The organism is Blautia sp. HCP28S3_G10, from assembly GCF_052065235.1.
Taxonomy (GTDB): domain Bacteria; phylum Bacillota; class Clostridia; order Lachnospirales; family Lachnospiraceae; genus Blautia_A.
Genome location: NZ_JBQHUL010000057.1, coordinates 1 through 12,731, shown reverse-complemented (window position 1 = coordinate 12,731; position 12,731 = coordinate 1). Strand labels below are relative to the sequence as shown.

The 12,731-nt window shown below is 38.7% G+C and carries 13 protein-coding genes and 4 pseudogenes; 16 read left to right on the top strand and 1 reads right to left on the bottom strand.

Annotation, left to right across the window (positions count from 1 at the left end; translation table 11 throughout):
* Window positions 1–110: 110 nt before the first annotated feature.
* From ACTNB8_RS15410 to ACTNB8_RS15335, 16 genes and pseudogenes are all read left to right on the top strand, one after another.
* A pseudogene (locus ACTNB8_RS15410) lies at window positions 111–908 on the top strand (alpha/beta hydrolase); the annotation flags it as partial.
* A 2-nt stretch (window positions 909–910) separates the two neighbouring features.
* A complete protein-coding gene (locus ACTNB8_RS15405; RefSeq protein ID WP_117538063.1) occupies window positions 911–1,453 on the top strand; it encodes a flavodoxin family protein in 543 nt (180 codons plus the stop codon).
* A gap of 369 nt (window positions 1,454–1,822) precedes the next feature.
* Complete coding sequence (locus ACTNB8_RS15400) at window positions 1,823–2,605, top strand: ZIP family metal transporter (protein ID WP_441055974.1); 783 nt, start codon at window positions 1,823–1,825, stop codon at window positions 2,603–2,605.
* Window positions 2,606–2,624: 19 nt separating this feature from the next.
* Window positions 2,625–2,813 (top strand): ketopantoate reductase family protein, encoded by a 189-nt coding sequence (locus ACTNB8_RS15395; protein ID WP_330606658.1) that lies wholly within the window; start codon window positions 2,625–2,627, stop codon window positions 2,811–2,813.
* A 58-nt stretch (window positions 2,814–2,871) separates the two neighbouring features.
* Window positions 2,872–3,540: a class I SAM-dependent methyltransferase gene (locus tag ACTNB8_RS15390; protein ID WP_118377725.1), complete on the top strand. Its 669-nt coding sequence runs from the start codon at window positions 2,872–2,874 to the stop codon at window positions 3,538–3,540.
* Window positions 3,530–4,231, top strand: coding sequence for a transglutaminase-like domain-containing protein (locus ACTNB8_RS15385; protein ID WP_441055973.1), 702 nt, complete (start codon window positions 3,530–3,532; stop codon window positions 4,229–4,231). Before ACTNB8_RS15390 ends, ACTNB8_RS15385 begins: the two co-directional genes overlap by 11 nt.
* Window positions 4,206–4,331 (top strand): annotated as a pseudogene (locus tag ACTNB8_RS15380) (class I SAM-dependent methyltransferase); the annotation flags it as partial. The gene ACTNB8_RS15385 and the pseudogene ACTNB8_RS15380, both read left to right, overlap by 26 nt.
* Before the next feature lie 36 nt (window positions 4,332–4,367).
* Complete coding sequence (locus tag ACTNB8_RS15375) at window positions 4,368–4,532, top strand: hypothetical protein (RefSeq protein WP_441055975.1); 165 nt, start codon at window positions 4,368–4,370, stop codon at window positions 4,530–4,532.
* A gap of 180 nt (window positions 4,533–4,712) precedes the next feature.
* Complete coding sequence (locus ACTNB8_RS15370) at window positions 4,713–5,609, top strand: AraC family transcriptional regulator (protein ID WP_441055972.1); 897 nt, start codon at window positions 4,713–4,715, stop codon at window positions 5,607–5,609.
* Window positions 5,610–5,667: 58 nt separating this feature from the next.
* A complete protein-coding gene (locus ACTNB8_RS15365; RefSeq protein WP_441055971.1) occupies window positions 5,668–8,688 on the top strand; it encodes a CAP domain-containing protein in 3,021 nt (1,006 codons plus the stop codon).
* A gap of 691 nt (window positions 8,689–9,379) precedes the next feature.
* Complete coding sequence (locus ACTNB8_RS15360; RefSeq protein ID WP_441055970.1) at window positions 9,380–9,772, top strand: pyridoxamine 5'-phosphate oxidase family protein; 393 nt, start codon at window positions 9,380–9,382, stop codon at window positions 9,770–9,772.
* Between the two features lie 12 nt (window positions 9,773–9,784).
* Window positions 9,785–10,471 carry a PAS domain-containing protein gene (locus ACTNB8_RS15355; protein WP_441055969.1) on the top strand — a complete coding sequence of 229 codons (687 nt, stop codon included), beginning with the start codon at window positions 9,785–9,787 and terminating at the stop codon, window positions 10,469–10,471.
* A 4-nt stretch (window positions 10,472–10,475) separates the two neighbouring features.
* Window positions 10,476–10,586: pseudogene (locus ACTNB8_RS15350) on the top strand (DUF4186 family protein); the annotation flags it as partial.
* Between the two features lie 70 nt (window positions 10,587–10,656).
* Window positions 10,657–10,845 (top strand): annotated as a pseudogene (locus tag ACTNB8_RS15345) (DUF4186 family protein); the annotation flags it as partial.
* Between the two features lie 59 nt (window positions 10,846–10,904).
* Entirely contained in the window at window positions 10,905–11,315 is a 411-nt protein-coding gene (locus ACTNB8_RS15340; RefSeq protein WP_441055968.1) for a YaiI/YqxD family protein, read from the top strand.
* Between the two features lie 80 nt (window positions 11,316–11,395).
* On the top strand, window positions 11,396–11,758 hold the full coding sequence (locus ACTNB8_RS15335) for a YccF domain-containing protein (protein WP_441055967.1): 363 nt from the start codon (window positions 11,396–11,398) through the stop codon (window positions 11,756–11,758).
* Here the strand turns inward: ACTNB8_RS15335 and ACTNB8_RS15330 are convergent.
* On the bottom strand, window positions 11,727–12,419 hold the full coding sequence (locus ACTNB8_RS15330; protein WP_441055966.1) for a hypothetical protein: 693 nt from the start codon (window positions 12,417–12,419) through the stop codon (window positions 11,727–11,729). The two genes, ACTNB8_RS15335 and ACTNB8_RS15330, sit on opposite strands and share 32 nt — an antisense overlap.
* Window positions 12,420–12,731: the final 312 nt, after the last annotated feature.

Below are 12,731 nucleotides of genomic sequence, written 5' to 3'. Positions count from 1 at the left end.
CATATATCCACACTTAGTGGGTAAACAAGGGAGAAAAGGATGGGAGTATCCCTTCCGAAATCCAACTTAATTTTTTTAAAAAAATGTCTTGACAAATGGGTTCACTTTAGTGTTCCGGACTGTATGCGCAGACGATGGCTGAAAAAGGATACCTTACTATTGCATTTGATCCTTCTTTTACGGGAGAAAGTGGAGGCAATCCAAGATACATGGCTTCTCCGGATATTAATACAGAAGATTTTATGGCTGCTGTTGATTTCCTTTCTGTTCGGGAAGATGTGGATCCGGATAAAATAGGAATCATTGGAATCTGCGGCTGGGGTGGAATGGCTCTTAACGCAGCTGCGTTGGATACAAGAATAAAAGCAACCGTTGCTTCTACCATGTATGATATGACAAGAGTAAATGCGAATGGATACTTTGATTCTGAGGACAGTGAAGAAGCACGTTATGCGAAGAAGCAGTCGCTGAATACCCTCAGGACAGAAGAATACCGTAAAGGCGAATATTCAAGAGGCGGTGGTTGTGTTCCCCTTCCGGTTCCGGAAGATGCACCTTTCTTTGTAAAAGATTACAGTGAGTATTATAAAGGCAGATGTTATCATAAAAGAAGCCTGAATTCCAATGATGGCTGGAACAGTATTGGATGTATGTCATTTATGAATCAGCCAATATTAAAGAACAGTAATGAAATCAGAAGTGCAGTCCTCATTGTTCACGGAGAAAAAGCACACAGCTATTATTTTGGAAAAGATGCTTATGAAAATATGATTAAGGACAGCAAGTACACATCCAATAAAGAGCTGCTAACAATTCCAGGGGCTGTTCATACAGATCTTTACGATAATCTGGATGTAATCCCATTTGATAAAATCCAGAAATTTTTTGAAGAAAACGGAGTTGGTTAATTATGGCAAAAAAAGTATTGATCATATCGACAAGTCTTCGAGGAGGGAGCAATTCTGATATACTTGCAAATGAGTGTGCAAAGGGAGCAAAAGAAGCGGGGCATGATGTGGAACTTCTTTCTTTGAAAGGAAAAGATATAAAATATTGTATCGGTTGTCTATCCTGCCAGAGGACTGGGATGTGTGTACAGAAGGATGATATTGCAGATATTATGGCAAAGGTAAAGAATGCAGAAGTTATTGTCTATGCAACCCCAATTTATTATTATGAGATGTGCGGTCAGATGAAAACACTTCTTGATAGATTGAATCCTTTATATTCGGCAGATTATTTATTCAGAGATATTTATATGATTGCAACTGCGGCAGAGAATGAGGAAAGTGCATTTGAGAAAGCCTATAATGGGCTGCAAGGCTGGGTAGATTGTTTTGAAAAGGCTTCCTTAAAAGGCATGGTCGGTGGCGGTGGAATTGATGCAGCAAATACAGCTGAGGATCATGTGGATATAATGAAGAAGGCATATGAACTTGGAAAAAATTTATAAGTTGATAAAATAATTCTAATTATTAAAACTAATAGTAACTCAATATTATCAATAGCAAAGCTATAAGATTTCAAAAAATGGAGTCTTATAGCTATTTTTTGCGCAAAAATAAAAAATTTCTCCAACACCGTGTAAAAACACCTCGCGGGATGATATTACCTGTGAACAGTTACAATACCGTTCTTCTTTTGTAAATTGTTGAAAGAAATATATTGTTATATGATTACGTAAGTGATATACTTAAACATAAGAAAACCGTGTGAAATTACAGTTTACTTTTTGCACGGTTTTCTTTATACTAGATAGTTAGTTAAAACTAACAAAAGAACGATGTGACAGTACTTTTGATTATACAGAAAGGAATACATAATGCTAATGAATGTTTTTGAAGGTATACTGATTCCGTTTGTTGGAACAACGCTAGGTGCAGCATGCGTGTTTTTTATGAGAAAAACACTTAGCAAGTTACTGCAACGTGCGCTTGCAGGGTTTGCAGCAGGTATAATGGTTGCTGCTTCAATCTGGAGTCTTCTGATTCCGGCAATCAAACAATCTGAGAATATGGGAACTTTATCGTTTATTCCGGCAGTTGTTGGGTTCTGGATTGGTATATTGTTTTTACTCGCACTTGATCATTTGATTCCACATCTCCATGTTGGAAGTGATCAGGCAGAGGGACCGAAAAGCAAACTTGGCCGTACTACGATGATGGTGTTGGCAGTTACATTACATAATATCCCTGAAGGTATGGCAGTTGGTGTAATGTATGCAGGATTTCTCGCTGAAAATGCACAGATTACAGCAACAAGTGCACTTGCTTTATCACTTGGAATTGCTATCCAGAATTTTCCAGAAGGAGCGATTATATCCATGCCGCTTAGGGCAGAGGGTGAAAATAAGAGAAAGGCATTTCTTGGAGGTGTACTTTCAGGAGTCGTTGAACCGATTGGAGCAGTATTGACGATTCTTGCTGCACAGCTGGTAATCCCGGCATTACCATATTTACTGAGCTTTGCAGCAGGAGCCATGTTATATGTCGTGGTTGAAGAACTAATTCCGGAAATGTCGCAGGGACAGCACTCGAATATCGGTACGCTTTTCTTTGCACTTGGATTTAGTTTGATGATGATCTTGGATGTGGCACTGGGGTAAGAGGAGAGGAATGATTCTTATGAGAATATTGATTTATGGTGCTGGTGTAATTGGATCCTTGTATGCGGCTTTATTTGCAGAAGCCGGTTATGATACAAATATTTATGCCAGAGGTAAAAGACTTGAGGCTTTAAGAAATAATGGATTGCAATATAAGAAAAATCAGGAAATAAATCCGAAAGAACTAAGCAGTTTTATGCTTATATGAAAAAAATGAAGAAATGCGGATGCAAGGCGAAAAAGGTACAGTGATTGGAGAAAAAAGCATGAAAAATGAAGAATATAAAAAATTGTCAATTAAAGAGTTTACAAAAGCAGCAGGAAGATATGAAAGTAACCATGCCGGCATTTACGAAATGTGCAAGAAGGATTATCCGGATATTCTGGAAGAATTAGAGAAGGAGCCATTTAGAGATTTATTGGATGCAGGCTGTGGACCTGCACCAATGATTTCTTTATTAGCAGAAAAACATCCAGACCGGCATTATACAGGACTGGATCTGACTCCGGCAATGATTGAACAGGCAAAAAAGAAAAATATTCCAAATACAACATTTGTTGTAGGAGACTGTGAGAACTTTCCTTTTGAAAAGGATTCATTTGATGCAATTATTTGTTCTATGAGCTTCCATCATTATCCGGATCCACAGGCATTTTTTGACAGTGTGAAAAGATGTCTTCGCCCAAATGGAAGATTGATACTGAGAGATGTGACAAGTGACAATAAAGTATTGGTATGGCTAATGAATACATTGGAAATGCCGTTGGCAAATATATGCGGACATGGAGATGTCCAAGTGCCAACAAGAGATGTGGTCATAAAATGTTGCAAAAAAGCAGGATTAAAAGTAGAAAAATTTGAAATTCGTAAAGGTATGCGAATGCATTGTGTTGTGAGAAAACCTATGGGAAAGGCGATAGGAAATGAAAGATAAGTATCTTAGGGAAACACGAATGGTTGATTTTTCTAATCCGGCAATTCAAAAACTTATTCAAAATATGAAATGGAAGGAAATGGGTGAATTTGAAAGGATTAAGGCAATCTACAACTATGTAAGAGATGATATTTTATTTGGATACAATATTGATGACGGAATTCCTGCTTCAAAAGTACTTGCAGACGGTTATGGACAATGTAATACAAAAGGAACTTTATTTATGGCACTTTTACGTGCCTGCAATATTCCATGCAGAGTACATGGTTTTACGATTGATAAAAGCCTGCAGAAAGGAGCTATGACAGGGTTTGTTTACCGTGATGCTCCAAAAAATATTTTTCATAGCTGGGTAGAAATTAATTTCGAAGATCAGTGGTACGAACTGGAAGCTTTCATTTTGGATAAAACCTACATAAAGAAGTTACAGGAACAAAATTCGGAATGTACAGGTGCATTTTGCGGTTATGGAGTAGCAGTCAAGGATTTCCGAAATCTCATTATTGAGTTTGATAGGAACAATACTTATATTCAGAGCGAGGGAATCAATCAGGATTTTGGTGTTTATGATTGTCCAGATGAACTGTTGAAGGAACATCATCAAGAAATTTCAGCCTTTAAAGCATTTGCTTATAGACATATTGGAAGACACCTCATGAATCGTAATGTCAGGAAGATTAGAGAACGGTAGTTTTAAGATTTTAGATACCGTTGTCAGTATGAATGGTTTTCATGCATTTCCTGATAAGCAAAAAGCATTTCACGAAATAGGGCGTGTTTTGAAACCGGGCGGCGATTTAATTGCCTGTTTTTATATCAGGAGAAAATTGAAACGGACAGATTGGCTGGTAAAAAATATTCTTGCAAAGAAAGGGTGGTTTTCTCCACCGTTTCAGACGGAGAAAGAGCTGAGAGATATCCTTCAAAAATTATATAAAGAAACGGATATCCATGTTGACGGTTCTATGGTATATTTCCGTTGTGTGAAGTAATGCAATGATGCTGGATTTATAATAAAGTTTCAGATAATAAGTCTGGAACTTTATTTTTGTCTAAATGGATTATTGCCGTCCGTTCAGGTCTGGATAATGCGCGATTCTCATGTTAAGATAATAGAAAAAGTTAGATAAAATCAACACAAAGAAATACCACTATGTGAAAGGAGAAGAAATTTGAATGTAAATGAAATTGCAAGTCTTGGAAGTAATGTGAAGCCTGTGATTCAGAATGAGAATTGCTCTGTTCTTATGTTAAATGATGCGACAGGAGAGGGCGTTATGACGGTTTACCGAGTAATGCCAGGTGTGATGATTTGTTTTTCAGACATGCACATGGAACAGTGCGCATCTGAATTTGAATTGAAGAATGACAGAAAAATATTCTGTATTGACCATTGCCGGGAGGGAAGAATTGAGATGGAGGTAAAGCCAGGCGTGTTCAGCATTATGCAGGAAAATGAACTTCGTCTGGATAACAGAGAGAATCATAAAGGGACAACTTATTATCCGCTGAAGCATTATCACGGAGTCAGTATTTTCATGGAAGTTGTGGAAGTTCAGAAGGTACTTGACGAATTGTATCATGGATTTTCCGTTTCCATTGAGAAACTTCGAAGCCGGTATTGTGCCGAAGAGAAACCTTATGTAATTCGGGGAGATAAGGAACTTGAGTCGATTCTTTCCGGATTTTACCAGAAAAACATGGCTCATCCGGAGCTTGCAAAAGCGAAAGAATATTATCAGATAAAAGTCGTGGAATTATTGTTGTACTTAAACACGATGACCGTAGAAGACAGGAAGGAAGTCAGACCGTATTATTATAAAACTCAGATGGAAAAAATCAAAGAGATTCATGCAAAGATCACAGGAAATCTTCAGATGCGGTTTACTATGGAAGAATTATCATCTATGTATGAAATCCCACTGACAACTATGAAAAAATGCTTTAAAGATGTTTATGGAGATTCCATTTATTCCTATCAGAAGAGATACCGCATGAATCTGGCTGCAAATATGCTGTTACAGGATAAGGCGAAAGAAATTATTTATCTTTACAAAAACTATGAGTAGAGTAAAATATATTCTGTAATACGTATATATACGAAAGATAAAATCAGGAGGATAGTAAATGAAAAAGAAATTGGTAGCTCTTCTGATAAGCGCAACAATGATTTCTGCGAGTATGGCTGTGCCGGTGTATGCAGAAGATGAATCAATATCTGTAGAGGTTACAGATGAAGAAGAACCGGAATTGGAAGTAGAAGAGTCAGAGGAACAGCAGGAAGAAGATGATACATCAGTAGATGAAGATTTTTCAGATGAAACGACAGAAGATTTTTCAGATCAGAATGCAGAAGAAATTTTTTCGGCTGGAAGTGAGAGTGTAGATACAAGAACAACTGTTGGTGGAAACATTAACTGGGGAAGTTCAAATTCCATTCTCCAAACGGATGTTACAACAGCGAAGAACGACAGAACATTTCTTGGGATAAGAGGCAGTTATATCACAGATATGCAGAATGCACTGGATCGGATCAATGCAATCCGAAAAGAAGCATGTAATGAGGGAATAAAGGATCCGCGGGATGAGAGCAGAAATCTTACATCTTCGGACTATGTGCCGATCAAATGGTCATCGGATCTGGAGTATATTGCCAGAATCCGTGCAGCTGAGGCATCTGTGTATAGGCAACACATCAGACTGAATGGGTATGAGTGTCTTGCAATAAGTTCGCCGAATGGTATCAGGAGTTTTGGAGAGGTTCTGGCATGGAACAATACCAAGAAATTTCTTCAGGGTATAGAACAGTGGTACAGAGAAAAGGCTGCCTGGGTTGGAAATACAGATGGAGTGACTGGTCATTATACACAGATGATTGATCCGGATAATATCTATGTGGGACTTGCAACTTTCGTCAATGCAAATGCACGATATTCAACAACCACTGCCGGAGAATTTACATCGCAGAAAAATTTGGACTATTCTCTTGGAACATCACAGACAGTATTAGATGAAAGTGCCGGACCTGCTATAGATAACTGTATCCAGACGGTAGAAGTCAAAAATGCAAAGATCGTAGCCAGCATGACGGAATTGACAGGTCCTCTTGCAGCGAAAAACAGTATTCAGGCAGAATTCACTCTGACTGGATATGGCTGGAAGATGGAGCCTTTAAACAAAGTGAGCTGGACATCCTCAGATACAAAGACAGCGAATGTTGATAGTGCGGGAAAAGTCACAGGTGTCCATGAGGGACCGGCAGATATTACAGCTAGTTATGGAAACTTTACAGTCACCAAGAATGTCCAAGTTACCGGACATCCAAATGTTGAGTTGAAAAACGCAAAAGAAGCAACCTGTAGCGAGGAAGGCTATACAGGAGACAAGAGCTGTAAAGATTGTGGAGTAACTGTAGAAACAGGAAAAACGATTTCCAAAAAGGAACATAGCTGGGATTCCGGAAAGATAACTATACATGCAACTTGTACAGAAACCGGTGAAAAAACATATACCTGCCAGGCTTGTAGAGCAACGAAAACAGAAACGGTTCCGGCAGTCGGACATACAGTAGTAATTGATTCAGCAGTTGCAGCAACCTGTGAGAGTGCTGGAAAGACGGAAGGACGCCACTGCTCCGTATGCGACAAAGTTCTGACTGAGCAGAAAACAGTAAAAGCAACAGGTCATAACTGGGATGAAGGAAAAATAACTCAAGAAGCAACCTGTGAGAAATCTGGTGTAAAAACTTATACCTGTAAGACCTGTAAAAAGACAAAAACAGAGGAAATAAATGCATTAGGGCATAAAATTGTAACAGACCCAGCAGTGGCAGCAACCTGCGAAAAAGACGGAAAAACAGAGGGAAGTCATTGCTCTGTGTGCAGTAAGGTGTTTGTAGAACAGGACGTAATTCCAGCAACTGGTCATACTCCGGTAACAGATCCGGCAGTGGCAGCAACCTGCGAAGATGATGGGAAGACAGAAGGAAGTCATTGCGCTGTATGTAGTAAAATCCTGACTGAACAGAAAATAATAAAAGCAACAGGTCATAACTGGGATGAAGGAAAAATAACTCAAGAAGCAACCTGTGAGAAATCTGGTGTGAGAACTTATACCTGTAAGACCTGTAAAAAGACAAAAACAGGAGAAATAAAAGCATTAGGGCATAAAATTGTAACAGACCCAGCAGTGACAGCAACCTGCGAAAAAGACGGAAAAACAAAGGGAAGTCATTGCTCTGTGTGCAGTAAGGTGTTTGTAGAACAGGACGTAATTCCAGCAACTGGTCATACTCCGGTAACAGATCCGGCAGTGGTAGCAACCTGCGAAGATGATGGGAAGACAGAAGGAAGTCATTGCGCTGTATGTAGTAAAATCCTGACTGAACAGAAAATAATAAAAGCAACAGGTCATAACTGGGATGAAGGAAAAATAACTCAAGAAGCAACCTGCGAGAGATCCGGCGAAATAATTTATACCTGCGGCAATTGTCAAAAGACGAAGAAAGAGGATATAAAAGCTGTCGGACATAAATTTGATGCATGGCAAACAACCAGTCAGGCAGATGTTTTCTCTTCGATAATACAGACACGTGTGTGTTCTGTATGCGGAAAGAGTGAACAGAAAACTGTTGGAAATAAATTGCAGAAAACTATAACTGTAACTCTTTCCTCAATACCACTCAAAAGAAAACAGAAAACTAATGTGTTGAAAGTATCAGGGCTGGCAAAGGGGGATTCTATTGTTTCATGGAAGTCCAGTAATCCAAAGATTGTCAATGTGAAGGGAAATGCAAACGGAACCAGTATATTAACTGCCGGCAAAAAAACAGGAAAGGCTAAAATCGTTATCACTTTGAAAAGCGGTCTGCAGAAAACTGTAACAGTGTCTGTTCAGAAGAGTGCAGTAAAAACGAAAAAAATATCTGGTGTTGCAAAAACATTGAAATTAAAGAAAAAACAGAAAGCAGCACTGCGGCCGATGATTACTCCATTGACCAGTACAGAAAAAATTACCTATAAATCAAGTAATGCGAAGGTTGTTACGGTCAACAGTAAAGGGAAGATAGTCGCAAAGAAAAAAGGAACCGCTGTGATTACGATAAGATCTGGAAAGAAAACAGTGAAATGTAAAGTTACAGTGAAATAATATCAATTATATTAATGAATGAAAAGGACATCGGGAAAGTTGTTGAGGAGAACCGATGTCCTTTTTTGATGTAGTGTGTCCAGCAAAGCTGGACCACACTTGCTGGTGTAAGTCCGATCGCGGTAATCGCCAGTGAGCCGTGTAGTTAAACTTGGTGCGTTGTAGTAATACAATTTAATACATAAAGACTATAATATAAAAAGGAGGAAGTATTACATGATTTATGCTATTATAACAAAAGATATGATGGTGAACTGAATGATATATTGGACTTCATCACCAATATACATAATACCTGATATCATCTTGTCAGCTGGATACAAAGAGGTATATGTTGGTCCTATGTCAAGATTTAGTACAAGTTAAAACGAGAATAAACTGGTAATGGGAAAGGCATACACTCCCTTCAAATCACCTGTTTTCAACCAGGGAATATCTCCATCGTAATATTCTGGTACAGATCTACTTGGTGTAGCACCTGAACCCCAGTCGCCTATGCTTCCAAGTCTTATCCATCCCCAACTCTCCGGAATTTCAAACGACACATCATCTGCAATACATCCGGCTCGTTCTTTCCAACCTTCTCATAAGGCAAATTATTGATACTTAATAAAGCAATATATGCTATACTGAGAATAGTTGTAATTCATTATAAGTATCAGATAAACAGTTAAGGCAGGAGGATTATACCATGGAACGAGTAGTAAATTTTTTAAAAGAAGCAGAGACATATTATTTGGCAACAGTGGAAGGAGATCAGCCAAGGGTAAGACCTTTTGGAACAGTACATATTTTTGAAGGAAAACTGTATATTCAGACCGGAAAGGTGAAGGATGTTTCAAAACAGATTCATGCAAATCCAAAGATAGAAATCTGTGCATTTAAGAATGGAGAGTGGCTTTGTGTAGCAGGAGAACTTGTAGAAGATGATAGAAGAGAAGCAAGACAGTCTATGCTTGATGCTTATCCATCTTTACAGAATATGTACTCAGCAGATGATGGAAATACAGAGGTATTCTATTTGAAAAATGCGACAGCTACATTTTCATCATTTACACATGAACTGGAAGTAGTGAAGTTCTAAGGATAACATAAAATGGCGAAAAGTAAGAAGACAAAAATACATAAAAAGATAGAAGGTCAGCTTTTACAGATGAATAAGAAGTTTAGTAATCTCAAGATGAAACAGAAGGATAAGATTACAGGCTGGGTGTATGAAGAATACAAAAAGTATGTAACAGAACATGATAAAGCACCTGATTCGCTGGCAGATGAACAGATTGTTGAAGCTGTACTTGATAAGATAAATGAGGCACAAATCTGGATACCAGATGGAGAAATATACGATTATTATCGAAGAAAGAAACCGCAACTTCAAAAGAGGTTGGATAATGAAAAGGTGATTAAGTTTAAATCTTATGTCAGTTTTTATAAAAGTATTGTTGATCAGGACAGGGCATCCGTTGTTATATGCAATCTTAAGCATGAGATTATTTACATGAATCCGGCAGCTGTTATCAGTTATGCGAAGCGAGGTGGCGATAAACTTATTGGAAGAAGTCTGTTAGATTGTCATAATCCGGAATCAAGAGATAAAATACAGCAGGTAGTGGACTGGTTTGCAATAGATGAAAGTCATAATATCGTTTATACTTTTCACAATGAGAAACAGAATAAAGATGTTTATATGGTGGCACTCAGAGATGATGGGAAGTTGATAGGATATTATGAGAAACATGAATATCGAAATGCGGAGACTATGAAACAATACGATTTGTGGTGATGATATGACGAAGGATGAATGGTACAAGCAGTTATTTGAGCGACTGGACAATTCCAAGTTCCGAAGCAGTTTCCATCTAAAGCAGAAAGATATTGATTACATAAACGAAAAAGGTTGCGGTCGTCCAGTGGACGACCCTGCGTAGCAGGAGCAACGACCGAGCCGGGAGGCGAGACATGGAGAGAGTCAGACAACATGCAGAGGATTTTATCTCAAAAAGAGAAGCTCCGGCATATATAGCAAATGATGGCAAGCAGACACCAATGCGTGGTCACCCGGTATTTATTGCCCAGCATGCAACTGCAACATGTTGCAGAGAGTGCATCCGGAAGTGGCATAAAATGCAACCGGGAAAAGAACTAAGCCAAGTGTAGCAGGAATATCTTGTAGATGTAATTATGACATGGATTCAAAAAGAAATGGAGAGGCACTAGTGCAGATATTTGTAGATGCAGATGCATGTCCGGTAGTAGGTATTATCGAGACAATAGCAGAGAAATATAATATTCCAACTACATTGCTGTGTGATACGAATCATATTTTGTATTCTAATTATAGCGAAGTGATTGTAGTAGGGGCAGGAGCAGATGCAGTAGATTATAAACTGATCAGTATCTGCCATAAAGGAGATATTATCGTATCGCAGGACTATGGTGTAGCTGCAATGGCACTGGGAAAAGGTGCATATGCCATTCATCAATCGGGTAAATGGTACACGAATGACAATATTGATCAGATGCTCATGGAACGTCATTTGAATAAAAAAGCCAGAAGAAATTCCCATAAGAATCATATCAAGGGACCGAAAAAACGAACAGAAGAAGATGATGTAAGGTTTGCATAGTCTTTTGAAAAAATGCTCATGATGGTACAGGAGAAATTTCAAAAGAATACTAAAACAATGGAGACAGGGGAGATGCAGTTATGAGAACATTAGGAAATATTCTCTGGTTTATATTTGGAGGAGTGTTAGGTGGACTGGCATGGATTTTTGCGGGATGCATATGGTGTATTACGATTATTGGAATCCCAGTGGGACTGCAATGTTTTAAATTTGCATCTCTAGCATTCTGGCCTTTTGGAAAAGAAATTGTATATGAAAAAGGAATGTTCTCATTTTTGGTGAATTTAATTTGGATCCTGTTCTTTGGCTGGGAAATGGCATTGGGGAATCTGATAATTGGTTTTCTTTGGTGCATTACGATTGTTGGAATTCCATTTGGGAAGCAGTTTTTTAAAATGGCAAGACTTTCTTTCATGCCATTTGGTGCAAGTGTGATAGGGTAGAGCAATAAAACAGATTAGATGGAAAGGGAAGAGGCACCGTTACATAGGTACTTCTTCTTTTTAAAGAGTTGGCTCTTTTTCCTGATACAGGAATTTGTATCTCCGGAGCATTGAGCAGTGCTGTGAAATTCTGCTGAATGATTTCCAGAGTTTTCAGTTTTTTCTGCAGTTCCTGCTTTTCCCGGAGGGTAGCAGCCTGTTCAGATTCGAGATTTTCAATTTGCTTCTGGATTTTATTAGAGCTTGGGATTTTGGTAACACCGAGATCCTGAAGCTCTTTTTTTAGTGAATCGTGGAGCTGGTATTCTGCCTGATGTTTGGAACGGTACGCTTTTGGATTATTTGCAGATTTGCAGTTTTCTATCACTTTACGGCAGAGCCGGTAAGAATCGCAGTGTTTCTGAATGACTTTCTGTGTGCTCAGCCCACTGTTGATTTGTGCTATTCTTTGGTCGGCAACTTTCACAGAAGCTTCAATGTCAGATACATGCTGCCTGAAATCCTCATAATTCAGCAGGTTATTTTCGGAAAGATAGTTGAATGTGCGGGCCGCTTCTTTCAGGTTATCGAGTTTTGCCCAGTGTTCAAATCCTTTTCGATTGCCGGTCGTAACATAAGTGGTAGGATGGAAGTAGGTCAGGATGGTCAGACAACTCTGCATCCAGCTCATCCGGGCTGATGTTAATGTTCAGCCATTCTTTCAACCCGTCAGATACGTATTGAATACAGCAACCCTGATTTACCTTGAGAAGGGCAACCTGTAGGGCTTTTTCATGGGTACATAGCGGTTTTTCTTTAGCGCTCATCTTAGATATCTCGTCCGTGATAATTCTTTCAATTTCTTCATTTGAGAGAAATTGTGTGTAACCGCCAAATAATGATGCGGTCAGATATAAAATTACTCCAGCCCTTTGCGAGTTGGAGTAATTCACTATAATTCACATGCGATTTTTGATAGATTGGAGTTTTTCAC

What these genes read in the sequence shown, in the direction of transcription:
- ACTNB8_RS15360 (WP_441055970.1), top strand. Translation starts at nt 9,380, where the DNA reads ATGGAACGAGTAGTAAATTTTTTAAAAGAAGCAGAGACATATTATTTG.
- ACTNB8_RS15405 (WP_117538063.1), top strand. Translation starts at nt 911, where the DNA reads ATGGCAAAAAAAGTATTGATCATATCGACAAGTCTTCGAGGAGGGAGC.
- ACTNB8_RS15400 (WP_441055974.1), top strand. Translation starts at nt 1,823, where the DNA reads ATGCTAATGAATGTTTTTGAAGGTATACTGATTCCGTTTGTTGGAACA.
- ACTNB8_RS15330 (WP_441055966.1), bottom strand. Translation starts at nt 12,419, where the DNA reads ATGCAGAGTTGTCTGACCATCCTGACCTACTTCCATCCTACCACTTAT.
- ACTNB8_RS15385 (WP_441055973.1), top strand. Translation starts at nt 3,530, where the DNA reads ATGAAAGATAAGTATCTTAGGGAAACACGAATGGTTGATTTTTCTAAT.
- ACTNB8_RS15365 (WP_441055971.1), top strand. Translation starts at nt 5,668, where the DNA reads ATGAAAAAGAAATTGGTAGCTCTTCTGATAAGCGCAACAATGATTTCT.
- ACTNB8_RS15395 (WP_330606658.1), top strand. Translation starts at nt 2,625, where the DNA reads ATGAGAATATTGATTTATGGTGCTGGTGTAATTGGATCCTTGTATGCG.
- ACTNB8_RS15355 (WP_441055969.1), top strand. Translation starts at nt 9,785, where the DNA reads ATGGCGAAAAGTAAGAAGACAAAAATACATAAAAAGATAGAAGGTCAG.
- ACTNB8_RS15335 (WP_441055967.1), top strand. Translation starts at nt 11,396, where the DNA reads ATGAGAACATTAGGAAATATTCTCTGGTTTATATTTGGAGGAGTGTTA.
- ACTNB8_RS15390 (WP_118377725.1), top strand. Translation starts at nt 2,872, where the DNA reads ATGAAAAATGAAGAATATAAAAAATTGTCAATTAAAGAGTTTACAAAA.